The sequence below is a fragment of the Bradyrhizobium sp. AZCC 1577 genome, assembly GCF_036924575.1.
Classification (GTDB): domain Bacteria; phylum Pseudomonadota; class Alphaproteobacteria; order Rhizobiales; family Xanthobacteraceae; genus Bradyrhizobium.
In genome coordinates, this window is record NZ_JAZHRQ010000001.1 from 7056318 (window position 1) to 7078458 (window position 22141).

Genomic DNA, 22141 nt, shown 5'->3' on the forward strand with positions numbered 1-22141 from the left:
GAATCCTCCAGGCCCGGCGAATAACGATTTGTGGTGGTAAATCAAGCACGTCTGCCAAGGTTTGGGTAGGCTATCCGAAGGTCGGATTGCCACGCCTCAAACGATCAGTTCTCTCTGGGACAAGTCGGCAATGGTGAAACCTGTCAAAGTTTCGTGGCTTGTCCAATCCAAGCGGGCCTGCCACAAGAAATCCGCCTCTCTGGGAAGAAACGAAGAGCACCACATGAAAATATCGACTTTGAGCGCGCTGGTCGTCGTTACCTCATTGGCCGCGTCATCGGGCGCGCTGGCGCAGGACGCAGCCGCGGGCAAGACCTCGTTCAATAAATGCCTAGCCTGCCATGCGATCGGCGAGGGCGCCAAGAACAAGGTCGGCCCGGTACTGAACGGGCTCGATGGCCGCAAGTCCGGCACCATCGAAGGTTATGCCTATTCGGAAGCCAACAAGAATTCCGGCATCACCTGGGGCAAGGATGTGTTCCTCGAATACATCAAGGATCCAAAGGCGAAGATTCCCGGCACCAAGATGATCTTCGCCGGCATCAAGAACGAGAAAGAAGCCGGCGACCTCTGGGCCTATGTCTCCTCGTTCGACAAGGACGGGAAGCAGAAGTGAGAGCTGGGCCTCTTACCCTCCCCTGGAGGGGGAGGGTCGATGCTCATGTAATGAGCGGCGGGGTGGGGTGACGGTCTCTCCACGCCCAACAGTGCCTGAGTGGAGAGATCACCCCACCCCGTCTCACATCTCGCTACGCTCCATGTGAGCCGACCCTGCCCCTCCAGGGGAGGGTGAGAATGCAGCCCGGCTCTGATTGAGAGATCTCAGCGCTCGCCGCATCAAGCCTCAAGCCAGCGTGTGCACGATCACCGGTCCGGCCATCGCGGTGGCCGGTCCGGTCAACAGCGGCGCCAGGTCGTGTTCGATCCACGCCAGCGCGCGCTTGTTGGATTCCTCGGCGGCCGCATAGTTGTTGAACAGGCTGATCGCGATCACCGTATCGTCGGGCGCATAGACCACATAGTAGCCCATGAAGCCCTCGACGCCGCTGATGACGGGAATCGCGCCCTCCTTGATTCTGCGTGTCAGCTCTTCGGCCTTGCCGGGCTTGGCCTTGCCCTGACGAATGGCGGCGTACATGGGGCTCTCCCTCGAACGTAAGCTGCCCGATATCGCAACTCTTAAGCTTCATCCCTCGCGGGACGAGCAGCGGAATCCCGCGCGCGTTGATCGTATCTCATCCAATGCCGTCAGGCCACGCGCACGCTCAAGGCGCCGCTGCGGTCGCCACACTCGGCGGCAACGCGCCGATCATCGCCTCGATTTCGGCAATGACGAGATCGGGAACCGCATTCTGGATCATGTGACCGACGCCCGGCAGCACGATCAGTTTCACGTTCGGGGCGGCCGCAGCGAACGGCCGTGAGTGGATGTTGGTCGACACCGTCTTGTCGGCGTCGCCGGTGATGATGGTGACGGGCGCCTTGATCTCGCCGTAGCGCGGCGCCTGCTCGGCCACCGCCGCTTTCAGCGTCACCAGATCGCGCGCATTGGCGATGAATTCGCGCGGCCGCAGCAACAGCGGCGTGGCGGTGTTTTTGACAAAGCCATCCGGCATGGTCTGCGGCAGGAACACGCCCCGCGCGCCCGAATCCGCCAGCAGCATTCCGAGCGGCAGCGTGATGGTGTAGGCGAACAGCGGGCCGACCACCGGCGTGGCGATCAGTTTGTTGTAGCGCCCGACGCCGCCGGGCCAAGGATAGGCCACCGGCGCGAGCATCACCAAACCGGCGACAGCCTGCGGGTAGTCCAGCGCGATACGCGCCCCCAACGCGCCGGCCCAGGAATGCACCACAAAGATCGCCTGGCCGACGCCGAGCTTGGCCAGCGCCTCCTCGATCATGCGGGCCTGAATGTCGGGCGTGGAGTCCTGAAGGCGCGCGCGGGTGCTCCAGCCATGCCCGGGACGGTCGATCAGGATCACGCGGTGCTTTCTGGCAAGCCGCTCCCCGACCGGCTGCCGCATCACTTCCAGATTGGAACTGGCGCCGTGCAGCATCACGACCGGCGGCCCCGCTGCATCGCGCGGACCGATATCGAGGATATGCAGGGCTCCGCCCGCCACCTCGACCATCCGGCCCTGGGCCGGATGGGCCCGTTCGCTGAGAAAAACGCCGGCTTGCGTGGCCAGCACCAGCACCGCCAGCGCCGCCACTAGGATCACCACCACCATCGAGAGTTTCCGGCTGATTTTCTGCACCAGCGAGCTACGGCCCGGACCGGCGCGGGTTTTAGAGACTGTCCACAGGGGGCCGAACCTGTGGATAGCGGGGTCATACTGACGTCATCAGCAAGTTTGTACAGTGTCGTTGCCACTTTTGCCATGTGTGCGCGTGCCTGATTGGGGGGTAGCCAGGCGCTTGCACTGTACCCAACATCCACAGGAACAGGGGCGCTCACTACAAATTGTTCCAGCGTATCATCGGAGGACTACCCATGATTTCCGACGCAAGCGAAGCCGCCATCGATCAGATCGTAGCGAGTTGCAATGGCGACATCCGCGGCGCACTCAAGGCGCTGCTGCGGGTCAACGAGCAGCTTGAGACGGAGTTGGCGCAAATCTACGCGGCGGTAGGCCTCGACGGTCTGGCCCGGGGCAGCAACGCCGTACACTAGGTCCTTTGTGAGCCGACTTCCAAAGACGCAAACGGCTCAAGAGCACTCTGGTTGGTGCTCATTTTCCGGTGTCTCTGCGGGCGGCGTGCCGAATGAGATGTTTCCGCCCGACCTGGGCGTCGACGAGGGGATTGCTCGTGACGATCTAGCTTTTCGCGGTGGCCTGGTTGCCGCGAAAGTTCAGATATCGCGGCCTTCGACCTTTTCGGTCAGCGTATTGACCAGTTCCGGCACCTTCTCGAGATGCGGATTGACGGCCAGCGCCTTGCGGAACGCTTCCAGCGCGCGCTTTTCGTCGCCGATCTCCTGCATGATCATGCCAAGCCCGGCGAGCGCGCCGAAATGCCGGGGCTCGCGGATCAGCACCTGCCGGATGTCCTCGAGCGAACGGGTGTAGTCGTTCTTCAGGTAATACAGCGTGGCGCGACGATTCCATGCCTCGACGTAATCGGGACGCAGTTTGACGAGAGAATCCAGCAGTTTTAGCGCGACGTCGATCTTCTGCGCATCCATCGCGGCCTTGGCGCGCAGCATCAACAGCGCAGCCGTGTCGCTCGGCGTCTGCATCCACTGCGCCCAGATCCGCGCCTCGACGTGTTTGGCGCTGGCTTCATCGGGGGCAGCTTTCAGGGCGCCGAACAGGAAATCCAGCCCACGGGTGCGATCCGCGCCAACCTTCGGAAGCTTGCTCGGCGCTTCCGGTAACTTCTTCTCGGATTTCGGTGGAGGAATGACCCTGGGGTCGTTCTGGGCAAACGCAGCGGCCGGCACGGCCGTCATGACAGCGGCGAGGACCACGATCCGGCAGTTACGGGCGCCTGGGAATCTCAAAACCATGGAGCAAGTCTAGACGCGCAAAATCGCGCCGCAAAGCAGCAGATCGTCAAAGACCCGTGAAGCGAAGAAAAAAGCCGGCTGGGCCGCCAGGATTAACCCTGGCGGGCCTTGAAGCGGCGCTGCACCTTGTTGATCACGTAGACCCGGCCCTTGCGGCGGACCAGACGGTTGTTGCGGTGGCGGCCGCGCAGCGATTTCAAGGAGTTACGGACCTTCATGGGACAATCCTGATGCTTTGAAAGGCCGTGTTGGAGGCCCGAACCTGAGCTACCCGAAAGTGGCAAAATGGTATTAATCCCGAAAAGCGGCCGACCGCCCGGGACGGGGCGGTTTCTAGCAGCGCGGGCGCGGATGTCAATCCAGATGCGCCGTTTTCGGGTCCATCTGTCCCGTTCCGGACCTAACGCGGGCAGATCGGTGCCCGGCATTCCGACCGGTACCGAATCGACTGGCCTTCCGGAGACTCTCCGGATTCACTGGCAGAACAGGTCGCGCGGGAACTCGACCAGGGCCTCGCCGGTCGCGACCTTTTCACCCGTCTGGTTCTTCACCACCACGTCGATCATCACCCAACGGGATTTTTCGGTCACCTGCTTGGCCTTGATGATTCCGGTGGGCTGGATGGTATCGCCCGGCCTGACCGGCTTGACCCATCGCGTCTCGAGCCGGCGTTGGATCGCGCCTGCAGGGTACGCCCAGTCGGTGATCATGCGCGAGATCAGGCCAAAATTGTTCATGCCGTGCATGATGATGCCGCCGAAATTGGTCTTGCCGAAACTGCCCTTCATGTACTCGTCGTCGAGATGCAGCGGGTTGTAGTCGAGCGATGCGTCGCAAAACAGTCGGATGGACTCGCGGCTAACCGCGAAGGCGGGACCGTCGATGGCATCGCCGGCTCTGAGCTTTTCGAACGTCGTGGTCATCGCAACCTCCCCGCTCAGATCGGCCGAATCGTCCAGCCGCGGCCGGAACAGATTACGTCGCCCTTCTGATTAAAGAAGACGTTGTCGTGCACCACGAACAGCCGCTCGCGCTTGATGAACTTGTCGAGCGCGCGGGCCTGCAAGGTGATGACGTCGCCCGGCCGCGCCGGAATGTTGTAGCTCCAGGATTGCCCGGCATTGACGGTGCCCGGCGAGCGCATCCAATCATCCGCCGGGGTGCAGGAGAACATCAAGAGGATGTGGATCGAGGGCGGCGCGATCAGCCCCCCATAGCGCGTGGTCTTCGCATAGGCCTCGTCGAAATAGATCGGATGACTTTCGCCGACCGATTTGCAGTACAGCTCGATCGCCTCTTTGGTCAGCGTGTAGGGGATGGTCTTGCGCGGCTCGCCGGGAACGATGTCGTCCCAGACCTTTCTCAAGTTGGCGTCTTTCCAGAAATCGGTCTCGAAGGCCTGCGTTTGGGCCATGCCGTGCTCCCTTATTTTCCGTCTTTTGTTTCTGCCGCCTTGCGGAATTCGTTATATAGTATAATCAATTTTCCAGACCCAAAAATCAAGCCGGCGGGAAACTCAAATGCCCAAGCTCAAGCTGCCCGATATCGAGAAAGTCGTCGCGATCGACATCCACACTCATGCGGAAGAGCCCTGCGGCCTGCATGGCGACGACGGCTATGACGATTTTCAGGAGCGCATGGCCGAATACTTCAAATCGCCGCACAAGCATCCGCCAACCGTGCCGGAGACTGCGGCCTATTACCGCTCGAAGAACATCGCGGCGGTGATCTTTCCGGTCGATGCCGAGCGCGAGACCGGCTTCCGCCGCTACAACAATTACGAGATGCTGGAGGTCGCCTCCGACCATCTCGACGTTTTGATCCCGTTCGTCTCGATCGATCCGCACAAGGGAAAGCTCGGCGTGCGCGAGGCGCGCAAGCTGATCGAGGAATACGGCGTCCGCGGCTTCAAATTCCATCCGACCATGCAGGGCTTTTACGCCAATGATCGCATGGCGTACCCGCTCTATGAAGCGATCAACGACGGCGGTGCGATCGCATTGTTTCACACCGGGCAGACTGGTGTAGGTTCCGGCATGCCTGGCGGCATGGGGATGCGCCTAAAATATTCCAACCCGATGTACATGGACGACGTCGCGGCTGACTTCCCCGACCTCAAGATCATCCTCGCGCACCCCTCCTTCCCTTGGCAGGAAGAGGCGCTGTCGGTCGCGACCCACAAGCCGAACGTCTATATCGACCTCTCCGGCTGGTCGCCGAAATATTTTCCGCCGATTCTGGTGCGCTACATCAACTCGATTTTGCAGGACAAGATGCTGTTCGGCTCGGACTGGCCGGTGATCACGCCAGACCGCTGGCTGGCGGATTTCGCCAAGCTCGAGATCCGCGAGGAGATCAGGCCGAAGGTGATGAAAGCCAACGCAAGGAAGATTTTGGGCATCTAAAGGAGTATGATCGGCGGTGCGAGTTTCTCGACGCGACGATCGGCGGGAGGGTGCAACGCAGTGACCATCAAAGCTGTTGTCTTCGACGCCTATGGCACGCTTTACGATGTCCAGTCGGTGGCTGACGTCACCGAGGACGCGTTTCCGGGCTATGGCGAAATCATCACCCAGGTCTGGCGCATCAAGCAGCTCGAATACACCTGGCTGCGCTCGCTGATGGGACGCTATCAGGATTTCTCGGTCGCCACGCGCGACGCGCTGGCCTACACGCTGCGCAGCCTCGGGCTGCAATATGACGACGACACCTTCGCGCGCATCATCGAGAAGTATCTGCATCTCGATCTCTATCCGGATGCGCTTGCGGCGCTATCGGCGATGAAGGATTGCAAGCTCGCGATCCTGTCCAACGGCAGTCCCGGCATGCTGGGCGCGCTCGTGCACAACAGCGGGCTCGATCGCGTACTCGATGCCACCATCAGCGTCGACGCGAAGAAGATCTTCAAGCCCAGCCCTGAGGTCTACGCATTGATCGAGGAGGTGCTGCACGTGCCACCTGCCGAGGTGCTGTTCATCTCCTCCAATCCCTGGGACGCCTGCGGCGCCAAGGCGTTCGGGCTCCACGTCGCCTGGATCGAGCGGGTGACGCCGGAAGCGATGGCGCTGGCCTGCCTCGAAAGCGAGACGCTGCCGCCCTTGACGATGTTCAAGATATTGCGCACCCAGATGGATGAGCTGGGATTTGAGCCCGATCATCGCATCCACAGCCTCTCCGAACTGCCCGCACTGGTGTCCGCCCAAAGGTCCTGAAATGAGTCTTGAGTCCGTCCGCGCCTTCTTCGCAGAAAAGGCGCCCGATATCTCCGTGATCGAATCCCAGATGAGTTCGGCCACTGTCGCGCTAGCCGCCGAAGCCTATGGCGTCGAGCCGGCGCGGATCGCCAAGACGCTGTCCTTGCGGGTCGGCGACCGCGTGGTGCTGATCGTGGCGGCCGGAACGTCGCGGATGGACAACAAGAAGGTGAAGGCGCTGTTCGGGGGAAAGCCGAAAATGCTCGGCCTGGAGGAGGTCGCCGAGATCACCGGGCACGAGGTCGGCGGCGTCTGTCCATTCGGACTGAAGACGCCGCTGCCGGTCTATTGCGACGTGTCGCTGAAGGCGTTCGACATCGTGGTGCCTGCCGCGGGCTCAACCCACAGCGCGGTGAAGATTACGCCTGCGCGCATGGCGGAACTGACGTCAGCCGAATGGGTCGACGTCTGCGAACTCAGGCCCGTCGAGGCAGCGTCGACCTAATAGTCCTCTTCAAAGAACGGTCTCGGCTGGCGCGGCACCGCCTGCGGCTGCACTTGTTGCGGCGCGCGCGAACGCGGCACCGTCTGTTGCGGCACCCCGCGCGGAGGCGGCGTCGGCTGTGCGTTGGCCTGCGATTCGAATACGGCGCGGCAACCGGTGGAGAGCTGCGGCGTATTATACCGCAAACATGCCACGATCCGGCTGACGTCCGGGATCTGGTCGCCGCAGAGCCGCCAGACGTCGGGCGTGCAGGCCATCTGCTGTTCCCAGGTTCCGCGATATTCCTGCGAGAAAGCGGGAACGGCAGCGCCAGTTCCGCCGCCGATCGCGAGGGCGAGTGCAAGGACGATCCGCTGCGTTTGCATGGACAGGTCCCCTTCTTTTTAATTTTCACAGGCGCGGAAGCTCCGCGCGGCGACGGCACTAAGCCTGTCGAATGAATGCGGCCACGCGACGTTAGTGCGAACAAAAAAATGTGAAGCGGGTTCCCTACTCCACCTTGCCGATCTTCTTCACCGCCGCGACCAGCCGCGCGCTGTCTTCCGCGACGAATTTTGCAAATTCCGGCGCGTCCAGGTAGGCGACTGGGCTGCCGGCGGTCTCATAGGTCTTGACCACCTCCGGCGCCTTCACGGCTTCCGCCATCGCTTCGCGCAGCCGCGTCGTGATCGGCGCTGGCAATGCGCGTTGCGCAAACAGTCCCGCCCAGATGTAGAACTCGACATCCTTGTAACCGAGCTCCTTGAAGGTAGGCAGATCGGGAAAACTCTTGATGCGCTCGGCGCCCCAATTGGCGAGCACGCGCATCTTGCCGTCATCGACCTGCTGCTTCAGCGTGCCCGGCGCCGACGCCACTGCCTGCACAGTGCCGCTCAAGAGTGCGGTCAGCGCCGGCCCCGCGCCACGGAACGGCACGTGCAGCAATTTAATGCCGGCGCTCGCGGCAAACATCTCCATCGCCACGTGCAGCGTGCCGTAGGGACCGGACGAGCCGTAGGGAATTTGCCCGGGACGCTTTTTAGCGTCATCGACGAAATCCTGCAGCGTCTTCCACGGCGCGGATGCCGGCACCGCCAGCAGCGTCGGATCGGCGAGCACGCGCGCGATCGGCGCGAATTGCGAGACTTCATACGCCACCGGACGATCGAACAACCGGTCGGCTTCCGGCAGCACGGCAAGCGAAGACAGCGTCATCAATAGTGTGTGCCCGTCAGGCTCGGCACGCGCCGCCGCCGCGTTGCCGACCGATCCACCACCGCCGCCGGCGCGGTTGTCGACGATCACAGGCTTGCCGAGGATCCGCTCCAGCGCCTGCGCGATCGGCCGCGCTGCGAGATCGGCCTGCCCGCCGGGCGGAAACGGCACGATCATGGTGATGTTGCGCGAGGGATATGGGCCTTGCGCGAAGACGGTGTTGGAGAGCGCGGCGTGCGCCAGCGGCAATGCGGCGGCGACTTTCAGGAGTTCGCGGCGGTTCATGGTAGTTTCTCCCCGATGCTTTTTGTTTTGGTTATTAGGCGAGCCTAGCTGAAGCCGGTCACGTTGCGATAGCCCTGCCCTTCACCCTCCCCTGGAGGCCCCCACCCTCCCCTGGAGGGGGAGGGTCGACGCTCATGCAATGAGCGGCGGGGTGGGGTGACGGTCTCTCCCCATCCAACAGTGCCCGAGTTGAGAGATCACCCCACCTCGTCTCACATTTCGCTTTGCTCAATGTGAGTCGACCCTCCCCCTCCAGGGGAGGGTAAAAGCAGATCACCTCGCCGCTTTATGGTCTTCTCTTCTTCGCTTTTGAGAACTGCTTGGCCAGAAACTCCGCCAGCACTTCGACGCGCGCAGGCCTTGGGCCGCCGGGCGGCGTCACCAGGTGCACCGCGCCTTCGGGCTGGTGCCAGCCTTTCAGGATCACTTCCACCTCGCCGGAGGCAATGGCGTCGCCGATAATGAAGTCCGGCAAATCGGCGATGCCGAGGCCGGCGATGACGGACGGCAACAGCGCCTCGCCATTGTTGACGCGGAGCTGGCCTGCGGGCCGCACGCTGGCCTGCTCGCCTGACGCATTGGTGTAGTGCCAGACGCCGGCCGTCGAGAGATAGGCGTAGCCGAAGCATTTATGCTCCGCCAGATGCATCGGATGCGTCGGCCTGCCATGGCGCTTGAGATAGGACGGCGCCGCGACCGTGTAGCGTGGCATCGCGCAGAGCCGCCGCGCGATCAGCGACGAGTCCGGCAGGCGCGCGATGCGCAGGCCGGCATCGAAGCCCTCGCCGATCAGATCCACCGTCGCGTCGCTCAGGTGAAGGTCGATCGAGACTTCCGGGAAGGCTGTGAGAAATTCCGGCAAGATCGGCGCAACGGCTTTCACGCCGAACGTCATCGGCACCGCGAGCCGCACCAATCCGCGCGGCGCCATCGATTGCGACAAGGCTTCGTTCTCGGCATCCTCGCCGTCGGCCAGGAGCCGCGCGGCGCGCTCGGCGAGCCTTTGCCCGGCATCGGTCAGCGCCAGCCGCCGCGAGGTGCGGTTGAACAGCCGCGCGCCGAGCCGCTGCTCGAGCCGACTGACGGCCTTGGATACCGTGGCCTTGGACAGCGCCAGCTCGGTGGCGGCCGCCGCAAATGACCGCAATTCCACGACTTTTGCGAAAATCGCCAACGCCTCGAAATCCGGGAGCTTGGACATTCGGATCACCTTCAAGGCTCTTTATTGGAAACAATGAGTTTCAATAGTTTCTATTTCTATACCACGGCGGGAGGCATATCCAGTGGCCATCGGAATTCGAGCAACGGAGAAATCCAATGACCAAGAAGCTCTCAGGCAAGGTAGCCCTCGTCACCGGCGGTTCGCGCGGCATCGGCGCAGCGTCTGCCCGTGCGCTTGCGGCAGAAGGCGCCAACGTCGCGATCAGTTATGTCGCCTCCCCCGACAAGGCGGAAGCGATTGTCGCCGAGTTGAAGGTCAAGGGCGTCAACGCCCGCGCTTACAAGGCCGATCAGGCATCCTCCGCCGAGGTCGACCAACTGGTGAAGAAGGTCGCGAAGGATTTCGGCCGGCTCGACATCCTCGTCAACAACGCCGGCGTTGCCGTCGGCGGCGCGGTCGATGATCCCAATGCCGACACTGCAGCATTGGCCCGGCAGAGTGCCGTGAACGTCGATGGTGTCATCACCGCGATCCGCGCGGCGGCGAAGCTGATGGGTGAAGGCGGACGCATCGTCACGATCGGCTCCGATATCGCGACCCGCGCCTCATTCCCCGGCCTTGCTGATTACGCCGCCACCAAGGCTGCCGTTGTCGGCTACACCAAGGGCGCGGCGCGCGACCTCGGTCCCCGCGGCATCACCGTGAATGTGCTGCAGCCGGGCTCGATCAACACCGACATGAACCCGGATGACGACCGCGAGATCGCCGACCTCCAGCGCAAGCAGCACGCGCTGCAGCGCTTCGGCAAGCCGGAAGAGATCGCAGCCGGCGTGGTCTTTCTCGCGAGTCCCGAAGCGTCGTTCGTGACCGGCACAGTGCTCAATGTCGATGGCGGCTTCGGCGCGTAACTCAAATCCAGCGCGGCCGGGCGCAAGCCGCCCGGCCACTTCATTCAAGAACTTTCAACGAAGGAATATCCCATGATCGAACTCAGACCATTTGCAAAACTCGGCAGCGCCGATCACGGCTGGCTGAAGGCAAAACACCACTTCTCGTTCGGCAGCCATTACGATCCCGACAATATGGGCCACGGCGCCTTGCGGGTGTGGAACGATGACGAGATCGCGCCGAACACCGGCTTTCCCGCCCATCCCCACGCCAACATGGAAATCATCACCTATGTCCGCGAAGGCGCGATCACGCACCAGGACTCGCTCGGCAACAAGGGCCGGACTGAAGCCGGCGACGTGCAGGTGATGAGCGCCGGAAGCGGCATTCGTCACTCCGAGTACAATCTGGAGCCGAGCAAGACCAAGATCTTCCAGATCTGGATCGAGCCGACGACGAGGGGTGGCCAGCCGACCTGGGGCGCCAAACCGTTTCCGAAGTCGGATCGCTCCGGCAAGCTCGTCACCATCGCCAGCGGCATTGCCGGCGACAACGATGCGCTGCCGATCCGCGCCGATGCGCGGGTGCTCGCCACCACGCTGAAGGCGGGCGAGAGCGCGGCGTACGAGGCGGCGAAGGCGCGTCACCTCTATCTCGTGCCGGCGGCCGGCAGCGTCGAAGTCAACGGCGTGCGCGTCAATGCCCGCGACGGCGCTGCGATCCGCGACGAGGCGAAGCTGACGATTACCGCGCTGGAAGATTCCGAACTGGTGCTGGTCGACGCGGCTTAAGCCATTCACCGCTCGTCATGCCCGGGCAAAAGCGCGAAGCGCGTCTTCGCGCTAGATGACCCGGGCATCCATCCCGCTTCGGAAGAGTCTTTCTGAAGATTGATGGATTGCCGGGTCAAGCGCGGCAATGACAGCCCCCAAGAACAACTCACATCAAAACCAAAGGACAACCACCATGGCGAAAATACTCGTGCTCTATTATTCCGCTTACGGTCACATCGAGGCGATGGCGAATGCCGTAGCCGAAGGCGCGCGCAAGGCCGGCGCCACCGTCGACATCAAGCGCGTGCCGGAACTCGTGCCTGAAGCGGTCGCCAAGGCCTCGCATTACAAGCTCGATCAAGCCGCGCCGATCGCAAAAATCGAGGACCTCGCCAATTACGACGCGATCGTCATCGGCACCGGCACGCGCTTCGGCCGAATGACGTCGCAGATGGCGAACTTCCTCGACCAGGCCGGTGGCCTCTGGGCCAAGGGCGCGCTGCACGGCAAGGTCGGCGGTGCCTTTACCGCAACGGCGACCCAGCATGGCGGGCAGGAAACCACGCTGTTTTCGATCATCACCAATCTCTTGCACTTCGGCATGACGGTCGTCGGCCTGAACTACGGCTTTGCCGGCCAGATGAAGCTCGACGAAATCACCGGCGGCGCGCCCTATGGCGCCACCACGATCACCGGCGGCGACGGCAGCCGCCAGCCAAGCGAAAACGAACTCGCCGGTGCGCGCTATCAGGGGCGCGTGATCGCGGAGACCGCGAACAAGCTGCATGGCTGATGCAACGATGGGCGGCGTTCTCTCTGACGAATGCCGCCCAATCTAGTCCTTCGAGAGCGCAGCGCGCGGCGCTGCCCGGAATGCACGAAATCGTGAGGCATGGTTTCCAAACGCCTTATGAATTCGTGATAGGCCTTCGACCTCCCGGTCTGCACGCAAAGGTTCTAGCATGAGCAATAATTCGCAAGTCCGGTGGCCGGAATTGCCGACCGCGGCGTGGCGTGACACCTATGCGACGCTCCATCTTTGGACCCAGATCGTCGGCAAGATCCGCCTCGCTAAATCGCCATGGCTCAATCATTCCTGGCACGTGGCGCTTTATGTCACGTCGCGCGGATTGACGACATCGCCAGTGCCCGACGGCGCACGAACGTTCCAGATCGACTTCGATTTCATTGACCACACGCTGCGCATCTCGACCAGCGACGGCTCGCTAGAGCAATTTGTGCTAGCAGGACATTCGGTCGCCAGCTTCTATGCTGCCACGATGGCAGCGCTTGCCGAGCTCGGCATTGCCGTTGCCATCGACGAGATGCCGAACGAACTGCCCGATCCGATAAAATTCTCCGAGGACACCGTGCACGCCGCCTACGATCCAGATGCCGTCGGATGCTTCCTGCAAATTCTCGTCAACTGCGACCGCATCTTCAAGCAATTCCGAACCGGCTTCCTCGGCAAGGCCAGCCCGGTGCATTTCTTCTGGGGCAGTTTCGATCTCGCGGTGACGCGCTTCTCGGGACGCCGCGCGCCACGCCATCCCGGCGGCGTGCCGCATTTGCCCGACGCGGTTGCACATGAAGCCTATTCACACGAAGTCAGCAGCGCCGGGTTCTGGCCGGGCGGTGGCGCTATCGATTATCCCGCCTTCTATTCCTATGCCTATCCCGAGCCGCCGGGTTTTCGCGCGGCGAAGGTGCAACCGGATGCGGCGTTCTTCAGCGAAGCGGTCGGCGAATTCATTCTACCATACGACGCTGTCCGGACGGCTGCCGATCCCGACAAGGCGCTGCTCGATTTCCTGCACAGCACCTATGAGGCCGTGGCAATCGCGGCAAATTGGGATCGCGACGCGTTGGAATGCGATTCCGGGCAGCCCGGGGTGGTGAGGCAGGTTTGAAGCTGCTGTGTAGGGTGGGCAAAACCAACGGGTCGCGCGAACGCGCGCCCGGCGACGAGCGCAAGGTCGCTCGCAGAGTGATGACAGGCTCCGCGTGCCCACCATCACGCGCGTGCAAATGTCGAAAATGGTGGGCACGCCTTTGGCTTTGCCCACCCTACGAATTGCCACTAATGCCGCAGTTGCGGCTTCATAATGGTCTGACGAACTTCGGCACCGCAATCGGCACACTCATAGGTGAAGTCAATCTTTGCCTGGCTCCAATGCGGTTCGACGTCGCGCACATACATCGGAAGTCCGACACAGCTCGGACAAAGGACGAAACCTGGCTCAATGCCATCATGATGAATATAGGCTGGCATGTTGGCTCTCCCCACGGCAGCAATTCACGAGTAGCCCATCACCCGAAGCGCAGCATACGCGCGTGCGGCTAAACGGATCATCAACTCTCGCGAACACACGATGAACGGCTGCATAATCCTGGCACGTGTTGCAGATTTGCACGGCAGTTCCCGTGCGGCAACAATGTGTCAGCTCTTGTCGCGCGACAGGGGGACGTCGCGGATTTCGGATGCGCCGATGAGCTGTCTCATGAGACGATCTTCGATGTCTTGTAGGGCTGCGGCTCGAGGCCGAACGCGGCCAGCACGCTGCCGATCGCCACCGTGATGGGATGCATGGCAATGGTCCACTCACGCTCGGTGAAGACTGCGTGCACGGCGTAGCCGAGTGAAAGCGGCAGGGCGGCCATCAGTTTGGCGGTCAGCTTCGCCCGTAACCAGAACGGCGGCGTCGCCTTGCGCTGGACGTGATAATTGATCGCGCCGATCCGCAGGCTCCGTATTGCCAGCCATTTGAGGCTGGTCCGGCTTTGCGGCACGGTCTCGCTGATCGCGGCTTCGGCCGCCCAATGAAACCGCAGGCCAAGCCTTCTACAGCGGTAGAAGAAATCGGTGTCTCCGCCGCCGAGAAAATTGAAACGGAGGTCGAACGCCGGCATGCCCAATCGATCAAACACCGCGCGCCGGATCAGGCAATTGCCGCAGCGATAGATTACCGGCACCGGACCTGAGGCGTCGTAGGCCGGTGCAAACGCGGGATGGCGCCGCAGCCCACGCTTCCGTTCGTCATCGAATTCAGGAAATACCGGACCGCCGACGATGTCGGCGCCGGTCGCCCCCGCGGTCCCTACCATCTGCTCCAGCCAATCCAGCGAAGCGATTTCGTCATCGCCGATCATCAGGAAGCTGGTGGCCAGCGGGAACATCTGCAGCGCCGTCTCGAAGGCGGCATTGATGGCATAGCAGTTCCCCTGCCGCGGCTCGATCACGCAGAGCCCCGAGAATTTCCTCGACGCGAGGTATTCGGCGGCAACCGGCACGCTCTCGCTCCTCGACGCATCGTTCTCCACCATCACGATGGCGAAGCGGCGGCTGGTGCGCTGAACGGCAAGCGACTGCAGCGTCCGGCGCAGGTATTCGGGACGGCGAAAACAGGGGATGCACACCACCGTTTCGATTCCTGGATCGAGCGCCGGTGAAGCCGCCACCAGCGCACGCAGAGCCCTGACCGCCGGATCAGGCCGGTCCATCCTGATATCGCCAGTCGAGCTCTCTGCCATGAAAGTCTGGTCGTTCACGAATATGTCTCATCGTCCCGAAACGGGATTGCCGGATTAATTCCGGGACATTTCCGTCTCGATAAAGCCGCTCGCTCGGGGATTATCCCGTCCCTGCGGACGTAACGCGCACGGTGGTGCAAGGACCGATCCGGCAGCGAAACGTGACGGACCGAATTCCGGCGACGGTTAATGGATGGAGTTAATCCGCACTGAACGAACGCTGAGTGCAGATCAGCGGCTGAACAGTTTTCGGAACAGTCTTTGCGAGTTCGGAAACTGGCCGTTGTCGATCTGGGTGGGCCAAGCCCCGTTGACGTCGAAATAAGCAGCGTAGGCAATCCTGTCTTCGTTCTTCATGAACCAAAAGTGCATCTGCTGAAGAACGGATTGTCGCCGAAATTGCCCACGCCCCATTCGGGATAGCTCATGCGCTTGCCGTGCAGATGCGCAAACTCTCGGCGCCATTCGAGGCCGAATGGCGCCGTGATGTACCCGCTGAAGACAGGTGCGCCTGGTCGGGATTGAGGCGGATCGACTTCCGCTTCAATGTCGACAATCCCGGTGCGGCGGCACCCCCACCCGAAGCTGATGCTCCGCATCAGCGTCATCTTGAAGGACGGCGGCCGGAGGCCGCCTATGCCTCCCCGCACGCGGGAGAGGCCCAAAGAGCGGCACAAGCCCCAACGATTTTACAGCGGTTTGATCTGCACCTTGCGGAATTTGATCACGCCAGAGCCGTACTGCAGCGCGAACGGGCCGCTGGCGTGTTTTGAGTCCTGAACATCAACGGTCTTCTGTCCGTTCAGCACGACGACGAGTTGCGAGCCCTTGGCCGTGATTTCGTAGGTGTTCCATTTGCCGCCCGCCTTCGGCATCGGGTCGACCTTGGCCACGTCGACAATCGCGCCGGTGCCGTAGGTCGGATCGGGCCGCTTGTCGAAGATGTTGACCTCATAGCAAGTCTTGGCATCGATTTTGGTCGACTGGTCGCAGCGAATGAAAATTCCGCTGTTGGCGTCATCGTCGGCCCAGAACTCGACCTTCATCTCGAAATCCTTGTAGGAGGCCTTGCTGACGAGATACGAGGGATCCTTGCCTTCAGTGATCTTGTCTGCGACCAGCGCGCCGTCCTTCATCGCCCAGTTGGCTTTGCCGACCTCGGTCCAGTCGCCCATCTTGGTGCCGTCGACAAGCGTCACCCAGCCATCGCTCTGGCCGGACGCGACGCTGGAAAATTGAACGGCGGCCGCACCCATCAACAGGCCGGCCGCAAGTCTCGACAAACGCTTCATGAACATAGCCCTCCCATGCTGCTCTTGGTTGGGCAGGTAACCTAGCATCACAAAGCCGGGCGGAAATCCGTTTTTCATGCTGCAGTTGCGTTATACGCATCGTGCGTATCGCAGCCGGTCACGCATGCATGTGCCCACCTTGTCCCACGAGAACGGGAGCGGCTAGCGTGGATGGACCCACAGACATGAGCCTCGGCTCACGAGCCGATCGGAGGAATCCATGAAGCTGACAAGCGGGTCTTGGCGATGCCTCGTGATACTGCCGGCGTTCATTGCAATGACGGGCATGACCGCTGCGGCGGAACTCAATCCGGCCGCGGTCGCTTACAAACTGCCGGAGCAGATTCCCTGGGGCCCGGTCAATGCGGCCGGCGCGCAAAGTGCCGTCGTGGTCGGCGATCCCGCAAAACCCGGCTTCTACATGGTCTACAACAAGTGGACCAAGGGCAATCATTTTAGCCGTCCGCACTTCCATCCCAACGATCGCTACATCGTCGTGCTGCAGGGCACGTGGTGGGTCGGCACGGGGCCGAAATTCGATCCGGCCAACACGACGCCGATGCCGGCCGGCAGTTTCGTCACGCATTTCGGCAAGCAGGTGCATTGGGACGGCGCCAAGGATGAAGATGCTGTGCTGCTGATCATGGGCGAAGGTCCGGCGACCTCGACGGCGGCAGAAGAGAAGTGACCCCGGGCCTCGCCGGTCAATTCCCGCGGGCAACTATTTTTGATGCGGCGCGTTTTTATGTTCTCAACCAGCTTTAGGGATGTAGAACATGGCTGTTACCGCGCAGATCAAGGAACACATGGACGTCATCTCGTCGGACAAGAAAACGGTCGGAAAAGTCGATCATCTGGAAGGAATCGACAAGATCAAGCTGACCAAGCAGAGCTCGCCTGATGGTGAGCATCACCACTTCATTCCGGTGTCATGGGTCGATCATGTCGATCAGCACGTGCATCTCAATAAATCGGGCGCGGATGTGACCGCGCACTGGCAGCACGGCCGGCAGTGACCGGCCGACACGCATTGCGCCGCGTGCGGATGTGGATATCATCGGATGACAGGAGATGAGATGCATCCGGCGGCGCGATTGCAGTTCGAACGCTTGATCGGCGAGTATGCACGCTGGCGGGCTGTTCCCGAAACCGAACGATCGCCCGCCCCGGCATGGTGGTGGGGACCGGCGATGGAGTTGCGCAGCGCGCCGCAATCCCTGTCGGCGGAATGGTGTGCCGAGCTTGGCCTGCCCAACCAAGCGACATATGCCGCCGCGGCAGAATTCCTCCTCAAAGCCTTCGCGGGACAGACGACCCTGCCCTGGCCGGACGACTTTCCTCGCAAGGCTTCGGACACCAAGCTCGTGCGTGAACTGCACCCGCAGCCGTCAGACGACGGTGCGTTCCAACCCTGACCCGGCTTCCGGCTGCAGCGGCGGCGAGGCGAGCCGCGGTTCGGCCCGAAGCAAATCAGCCATCTGCTTTGCAGGCAGCGGTTTCGAGAACAGAAAGCCCTGCATCTCGTCGCAGGCGTGATTGCGCAGAAACAACTCCTGCTCGACAGTCTCGACACCCTCCGCAATAACGGTCATGCCAAGCGCCTTGCCCATGCTGATGATCGCCTGCGCAATCGCCTGGTCTTCGGAATCGACAGGCAGGTCGCGAATGAAAGAGCGATCGATCTTGATGGTATCGATCGGGAACTGTTTCATTAGCGACATCGACGAATAGCCGGTTCCGAAATCGTCGATCGCAAGGCGAATGCCGCGGCTCTGGATCGCGTCGAGCACCTTGATCGCGCGCGAGACATTCCGCATCACCATGCTTTCGGTGACTTCAAGCTGCAGCAGCACCGGCGCCATGCCGCTTGCCAACAGCGCCTCGTCGACATCGTGCAGCAGATGCGGATCGGCGAATTGTCGCGGCGACAGGTTGACCGCCATTGTCACCGGCCGCAGGCCACGGCGCTGCCAGGCCATGTTCTGCGCGCAGGCTTCCTTGAGCACCCAGCAGCCGATCGGAACGATCAGGCCGGTTTCTTCGGCGAGCGGGATGAATTGTCCCGGGGAGACGGTGCCGAGTTCAGGGTGTACCCAGCGCAGCAGCGCCTCGATGCCGGTGATCTGGCCGCTCGCCATGTCGATCTTCGGCTGATAATGCAGCGAGAACTGGTCGCGCTCCAGCGCGCGGCGAAGCGCGCTCTCCAGCGTCAGCCGCTCGATCGACTGCGTCTTGATCTCCTTGGTAAAGAAGCGGAAGCCGTTCTTGCCGTCCTCCTTGGCGAGATACATCGCCATGTCGGCGTTCTTGGTCAGCGTCTGCATGTCGGTACCATCCGACGGATACATCGCAATTCCGATCGAGGCGGTGGTGTGGCATTCGTGACCGCTGAGCTGCAGCGGCTGGCCCAGTACGGAGAGAAGCTCGCCGGCTATGCGCTCCACCTCGTGACGCTCGGCCGCCTCCTCCAGAATGACCACGAACTCGTCGCCGCCGAGCCGCGCCACGACGTCGCTCGAGCGCAGCGCGCGGCGTAGCCTGTCGCCGATTTCCACCAGCAACATGTCGCCGGCGTCATGCCCCAGCGAATCGTTGATGATCTTGAACCTGTCGAGGTCGATAAACAGCAGCGCAAACTGCCGCTGGTAGCGCGCGGCGGCGTCGATCGCGCGGCGAAGCATACCGTTGAACATTTCCCGGTTCGGCAGGTTGGTCAGGCTGTCGTGCGACGCCAGGTACTCGATCCGCTCGTCCGCGCGGGTCTTTTCATCCGCGCGGTCGAAATTCTCCAGCGCAAAGGACACGTTGTCGACGAGCCGTTGCAACAACTCGGCAAATTCGGGCGTGAACGTATCCTTCTCGAGCGACATGAACGACATCACGCCGACGGCTTTCCCATGCACCAGCAGGGGGAATGAAGCGCCGGAATTCGTACCATCAAGACGCGCTAGGTGATGAAACGCCTCGGTATTGGGATCAGCGAGGTAATCGTTGATGATGCAGGCGCGCTGCGAACGGATCGCCTGGCCGCACAGCCCACGTCCCTCCGGGTGTGCCTCACTGGCCGATATCTTTGCCAGACGTGCGCTGAGGGCAGTCGGACCGGCGGCAGCGACAACGTCGAGATAGTCGCTGTCGGGTTTCGTCAACACGATGGAAGTCAGGGTAAACTTGCCGCCGTCGGCCGCGGCCTCGCACACCAGGTCGAACAGTTCCGCCCGCGACGTCGCGCGGATGATCGCCTCATTGGTTGCGCTCAGCGCCGCCAGCATCCGCGTCAGGCGCTCCTTCTGGATTTCGGTCCTCGCCTTGTCGTCGGCGCGGTCGAAATTCTCCAAAGCGAAAGATACGTTGTCGGCCAATCGCTGCAGCAGTTCCGAGAATTCGGGAGTGAAAGTGTCCTTATCCAGGGACATGTAAATCATGACGCCAACTGGCTCGTCATGCACCAGGAGGGGAAAGGCAGCGCCCGACTGAGCGCCATAGCTACCTACGACGGCTTGGAAGGCGGCAACGCGCTGGTCGCCAACATAATCATTGGTGATGCATGGACGCCTGGTTCGGAACGCCGTTCCGCTGAGCCCACGTCCCTCGGGACGGCTTTCATCGGTTGACAACCTGACATGGCGCGTCGTCTCGGCTGCCGGGCCGGAGGCAGCCACGATCCTGAGAAGGTCGCTGCCCGGAGTTGCCAGCGCAATGGTGGCCGACGTGAACCTGCCGCCATTTGCTGCAGCTTCGCACACGAGATCAAAGAGCTCCGTGCGGGACTTGGCCCGCATGATGGCTTCGTTGGTCCTGCTCAAAGCAGCGAACATCCGCGTCAGGCGCTCTTTCTGACTTTCGGTCCTCGCCTTCTCGTCCGCACGGTCGAAATTTTCCAGCGCGAACGACACATTCTCCGTGAGCCGCTGCAGCAGTTCGACAAATTCGGGCGTAAACGTGTCTTTCTCGGACGAGATGAAGAACATCACGCCGACGGGCTGACCGGAAACGAGCAGCGGAAATGCGGCGCCAGACATAGCACCGTCGCTGTGAATGAACTGACGAAATGCCGATCCTCGCGGATCGGTCCGAAAGTCGTTTGCGATGCAAGCTCGCCTGGAGCGGAACGCATTGCCGCAGAGACCGCGCCCTTCAGGCAGATCCGCGTTGGTCGAGACCTTGACCCGCCGCATGTTGTCTGCCGTCGGCCCTGCAACGGCGACCAGATCGATATCGTGGCTGTCGGGGCGGGCCAACAGGATACTGGTCGAGTTGAACCGTCCGCCGTTTGCGGCAGCTTCGCACACCAGTTCGAACAGCTCGGCCCGCGACGTCGCGCGGACGATCGCTTCGTTGGTGGCGCTGAGCGCCGCCAGCATGCGCGCCAGACGTTGCTTCTGGGCGTCGGCCCGCGCCTTCTCGCTGGCGCGCTCGAAGTTTTCCAGCGCGAAGGAGACGTTTTCCGCAATCCGCGCCATCAGCGCGACGATCTCTTCATCCTCCGCCCACAGCTTTCCGACGAAGAACAGCAGCACGCCGATACTCTCATCCGCCTTAATCAAGGGAGCGGCGACGCAGGCGATAACGCCCGTCTCGCGGGTGGCCTGATGCCAAGGCTGCCCCTGTGTCGAATTGAGGATGTCGTTGTTGACGGCCGGCTGCTGTGTCCGGAATGCCTTGCCGCAGACGCCCGTTCCGTACGGGTTGCCCGCGTCGATCGAGAACGGCGCTCGCATGATCTGTTCGACGATTGCGCCCGTCCCGGCGGCCGGCTTCAGCCAGATCGAGTCCGGCTCTGCGAGCAGGACCACTGTGGCCGCGGATTTGCCGCTGTATACCGCGGCGTCGCAAACACGCTGATAGAGATCTTGTTCGGTCTTGGCGCGAAGAATGGCTTCGTTGGTCGCGCTGATGGCGCCGAACATCCGGTTCAACCGCCGCATCGCACGCTCGCCGTTCTTTCGTGCGGCCTCGTGGTCGAAATTATCGAGCGCAAACGAAATGTTTGCCGAGACGCGCTCCAGCATCGATACGAGCTGCGCGTCGATCGAGTGCGCCTCGCGCCGCGAGACCAGCAGCACGCCGACGCTCTGGCCATTGCAGATCAGCGGCAGCGCCGCCGCCGCGCCCACCTGGTTGGCCTTGGCGCCCTCGCGCCAGGCCAGAGAACGCTGGTCGTTCAGGAAATCATTGCTGACGCATGCGCGCCGGTCACGGAAGGCGGGCCCGGCAACCCCGTTACCCTCGGGCGTACCAGCCACGATCGAAATGTCGATGCTGCGAAGGCGGGGCACGTCATCGCCGCAGCCGGCGGCGAAGCGCAGGAGATTGGTTTCCCTCTCCAGCAGGAAGACCGAGACCGCCAGGAAGTCGCCGACCGAGAACGCGGCTTCGCAGACCTTCGCATATAGTTCTTCGGGCGATTTGGCGTACAGAATCGCTTCGTTGGTCGCATTCAACGCCGCGAGTGTTCGCGCGATGTCGGTCGTCACCGTCCCCAAGCTCCCTGCCGGCAGCGCCGGGCTGCCCCTTGCGGATTTTATGCGTGCAACAGGCCTAAATGCTCGTTATTGGCGGCCGCGAGTTGCGATTCAGAGTAAATGTCAGACCAACGGCGAACGACGCTGCTCCGGAGAACTACGGCCCATTCACGATTTGTCAGCCATACCGCTGGCGCGCGCCGGCCGGGATGCGGGACCGGCTGCAAGCAATTTTCGAATTTTGCAGGATGAAAATCCAGATACGTGAGGGCCGTGCTGACGGCATGGCTAACAGGATATTTCCACGCTTGCCCTGGCGCGGGCGCTTTGAGAGCATGCCG

Annotated in this window: 27 protein-coding genes; 12 read left to right on the forward strand and 15 right to left on the reverse strand. The window is 62.1% G+C overall.

The genetic code is table 11. From position 1 onward, the window contains the following. The first annotated feature begins 223 nt into the window (after positions 1-223). Positions 224-616 carry a cytochrome c-550 CycA gene (gene cycA, locus V1278_RS33410; RefSeq protein WP_334366702.1) on the forward strand — a complete coding sequence of 131 codons (393 nt, stop codon included), beginning with the start codon at positions 224-226 and terminating at the stop codon, positions 614-616. Positions 617-844: 228 nt separating this feature from the next. Here the strand turns inward: cycA and V1278_RS33415 are convergent, their stop codons facing one another. Further along, positions 845-1138, reverse strand: coding sequence for an antibiotic biosynthesis monooxygenase (locus tag V1278_RS33415; RefSeq protein WP_334366701.1), 294 nt, complete (start codon positions 1136-1138; stop codon positions 845-847). A gap of 127 nt (positions 1139-1265) precedes the next feature. After that, complete coding sequence (locus V1278_RS33420) at positions 1266-2231, reverse strand: alpha/beta fold hydrolase (RefSeq protein WP_334383651.1); 966 nt, start codon at positions 2229-2231, stop codon at positions 1266-1268. A 263-nt stretch (positions 2232-2494) separates the two neighbouring features. Between V1278_RS33420 and V1278_RS33425 the strand changes: the two genes are divergently transcribed. After that, positions 2495-2674 (forward strand): hypothetical protein, encoded by a 180-nt coding sequence (locus tag V1278_RS33425; RefSeq protein WP_028351545.1) that lies wholly within the window; start codon positions 2495-2497, stop codon positions 2672-2674. 180 nt (positions 2675-2854) lie between these two features. On the opposite strand, the gene V1278_RS33430 is transcribed toward V1278_RS33425, so the two are convergent. The 4 genes from V1278_RS33430 to V1278_RS33445 all read right to left on the reverse strand — a co-directional run bounded on the left by V1278_RS33430 (position 2855) and on the right by V1278_RS33445 (position 4925). After that, positions 2855-3454: a tetratricopeptide repeat protein gene (locus V1278_RS33430; protein ID WP_442894655.1), complete on the reverse strand. Its 600-nt coding sequence runs from the start codon at positions 3452-3454 to the stop codon at positions 2855-2857. A gap of 149 nt (positions 3455-3603) precedes the next feature. After that, positions 3604-3729 (reverse strand): type B 50S ribosomal protein L36, encoded by a 126-nt coding sequence (gene ykgO / locus V1278_RS33435; protein WP_002718645.1) that lies wholly within the window; start codon positions 3727-3729, stop codon positions 3604-3606. Between the two features lie 255 nt (positions 3730-3984). Continuing rightward, on the reverse strand, positions 3985-4434 hold the full coding sequence (locus V1278_RS33440) for a MaoC family dehydratase (protein WP_334383653.1): 450 nt from the start codon (positions 4432-4434) through the stop codon (positions 3985-3987). Positions 4435-4448: 14 nt separating this feature from the next. After that, entirely contained in the window at positions 4449-4925 is a 477-nt protein-coding gene (locus tag V1278_RS33445; protein WP_334383654.1) for a MaoC family dehydratase, read from the reverse strand. Positions 4926-5031: 106 nt separating this feature from the next. Here V1278_RS33445 and V1278_RS33450 point away from each other — a divergent pair, with 106 nt between their 5' ends. The 3 genes from V1278_RS33450 to V1278_RS33460 are packed head-to-tail and all read left to right on the forward strand — an operon-like array spanning position 5032 to position 7210. Continuing rightward, entirely contained in the window at positions 5032-5916 is an 885-nt protein-coding gene (locus tag V1278_RS33450) for an amidohydrolase family protein (RefSeq protein WP_057838072.1), read from the forward strand. Between the two features lie 60 nt (positions 5917-5976). Then, positions 5977-6723, forward strand: coding sequence for a haloacid dehalogenase type II (locus V1278_RS33455; RefSeq protein WP_334383655.1), 747 nt, complete (start codon positions 5977-5979; stop codon positions 6721-6723). Position 6724: 1 nt separating this feature from the next. Beyond that, positions 6725-7210, forward strand: coding sequence for a YbaK/EbsC family protein (locus V1278_RS33460; protein WP_334383656.1), 486 nt, complete (start codon positions 6725-6727; stop codon positions 7208-7210). Here the strand turns inward: V1278_RS33460 and V1278_RS33465 are convergent. From V1278_RS33465 to V1278_RS33475, 3 genes are all read right to left on the reverse strand, one after another. After that, a complete protein-coding gene (locus V1278_RS33465; protein WP_334383657.1) occupies positions 7207-7575 on the reverse strand; it encodes a hypothetical protein in 369 nt (122 codons plus the stop codon). The two genes, V1278_RS33460 and V1278_RS33465, sit on opposite strands and share 4 nt — an antisense overlap. Before the next feature lie 124 nt (positions 7576-7699). Beyond that, positions 7700-8689 carry a tripartite tricarboxylate transporter substrate binding protein gene (locus V1278_RS33470; protein WP_334383658.1) on the reverse strand — a complete coding sequence of 330 codons (990 nt, stop codon included), beginning with the start codon at positions 8687-8689 and terminating at the stop codon, positions 7700-7702. Between the two features lie 286 nt (positions 8690-8975). Then, positions 8976-9890, reverse strand: coding sequence for a LysR family transcriptional regulator (locus V1278_RS33475; protein WP_334366693.1), 915 nt, complete (start codon positions 9888-9890; stop codon positions 8976-8978). 116 nt (positions 9891-10006) lie between these two features. Here V1278_RS33475 and V1278_RS33480 point away from each other — a divergent pair, with 116 nt between their 5' ends. The 4 genes from V1278_RS33480 to V1278_RS33495 all read left to right on the forward strand — a co-directional run bounded on the left by V1278_RS33480 (position 10007) and on the right by V1278_RS33495 (position 13422). Further along, positions 10007-10759 (forward strand): SDR family NAD(P)-dependent oxidoreductase, encoded by a 753-nt coding sequence (locus tag V1278_RS33480; RefSeq protein WP_334383659.1) that lies wholly within the window; start codon positions 10007-10009, stop codon positions 10757-10759. 72 nt (positions 10760-10831) lie between these two features. Beyond that, positions 10832-11530, forward strand: coding sequence for a pirin family protein (locus tag V1278_RS33485; RefSeq protein WP_334383660.1), 699 nt, complete (start codon positions 10832-10834; stop codon positions 11528-11530). A gap of 175 nt (positions 11531-11705) precedes the next feature. Then, positions 11706-12305, forward strand: coding sequence for an NAD(P)H:quinone oxidoreductase (gene wrbA, locus V1278_RS33490; RefSeq protein WP_334383661.1), 600 nt, complete (start codon positions 11706-11708; stop codon positions 12303-12305). 169 nt (positions 12306-12474) lie between these two features. Next, positions 12475-13422 (forward strand): DUF5996 family protein, encoded by a 948-nt coding sequence (locus V1278_RS33495; RefSeq protein WP_334383662.1) that lies wholly within the window; start codon positions 12475-12477, stop codon positions 13420-13422. Between the two features lie 170 nt (positions 13423-13592). Here V1278_RS33495 and V1278_RS33500 read toward each other — a convergent pair whose 3' ends face one another. From V1278_RS33500 to V1278_RS33520, 5 genes are all read right to left on the reverse strand, one after another. Then, positions 13593-13784, reverse strand: coding sequence for a hypothetical protein (locus tag V1278_RS33500; protein ID WP_334366689.1), 192 nt, complete (start codon positions 13782-13784; stop codon positions 13593-13595). A 227-nt stretch (positions 13785-14011) separates the two neighbouring features. Further along, positions 14012-15043 carry a glycosyltransferase family 2 protein gene (locus V1278_RS33505; RefSeq protein WP_442893802.1) on the reverse strand — a complete coding sequence of 344 codons (1032 nt, stop codon included), beginning with the start codon at positions 15041-15043 and terminating at the stop codon, positions 14012-14014. A gap of 231 nt (positions 15044-15274) precedes the next feature. Further along, a complete protein-coding gene (locus tag V1278_RS33510; RefSeq protein ID WP_334383663.1) occupies positions 15275-15400 on the reverse strand; it encodes a hypothetical protein in 126 nt (41 codons plus the stop codon). After that, complete coding sequence (locus V1278_RS33515) at positions 15397-15642, reverse strand: hypothetical protein (RefSeq protein WP_334383664.1); 246 nt, start codon at positions 15640-15642, stop codon at positions 15397-15399. Before V1278_RS33515 ends, V1278_RS33510 begins: the two co-directional genes overlap by 4 nt. Positions 15643-15732: 90 nt before the next feature. Then, a complete protein-coding gene (locus tag V1278_RS33520; protein WP_334383665.1) occupies positions 15733-16335 on the reverse strand; it encodes a 3-keto-disaccharide hydrolase in 603 nt (200 codons plus the stop codon). A gap of 220 nt (positions 16336-16555) precedes the next feature. On the opposite strand from V1278_RS33520, the gene V1278_RS33525 reads away from it, so the two are divergent. The 3 genes from V1278_RS33525 (at position 16556) to V1278_RS33535 (ending at position 17750) form a co-directional block, all read left to right on the forward strand. Further along, positions 16556-17023 carry a cupin domain-containing protein gene (locus V1278_RS33525; RefSeq protein WP_334383666.1) on the forward strand — a complete coding sequence of 156 codons (468 nt, stop codon included), beginning with the start codon at positions 16556-16558 and terminating at the stop codon, positions 17021-17023. Positions 17024-17111: 88 nt separating this feature from the next. Then, on the forward strand, positions 17112-17351 hold the full coding sequence (locus V1278_RS33530) for a DUF2171 domain-containing protein (RefSeq protein ID WP_334383667.1): 240 nt from the start codon (positions 17112-17114) through the stop codon (positions 17349-17351). A 60-nt stretch (positions 17352-17411) separates the two neighbouring features. Further along, positions 17412-17750 carry a hypothetical protein gene (locus V1278_RS33535; RefSeq protein ID WP_334383668.1) on the forward strand — a complete coding sequence of 113 codons (339 nt, stop codon included), beginning with the start codon at positions 17412-17414 and terminating at the stop codon, positions 17748-17750. Here V1278_RS33535 and V1278_RS33540 read toward each other — a convergent pair. Continuing rightward, positions 17724-21812: a sensor domain-containing phosphodiesterase gene (locus V1278_RS33540; protein WP_334383669.1), complete on the reverse strand. Its 4089-nt coding sequence runs from the start codon at positions 21810-21812 to the stop codon at positions 17724-17726. The genes V1278_RS33535 and V1278_RS33540 overlap by 27 nt on opposite strands. Positions 21813-22141: the final 329 nt, after the last annotated feature.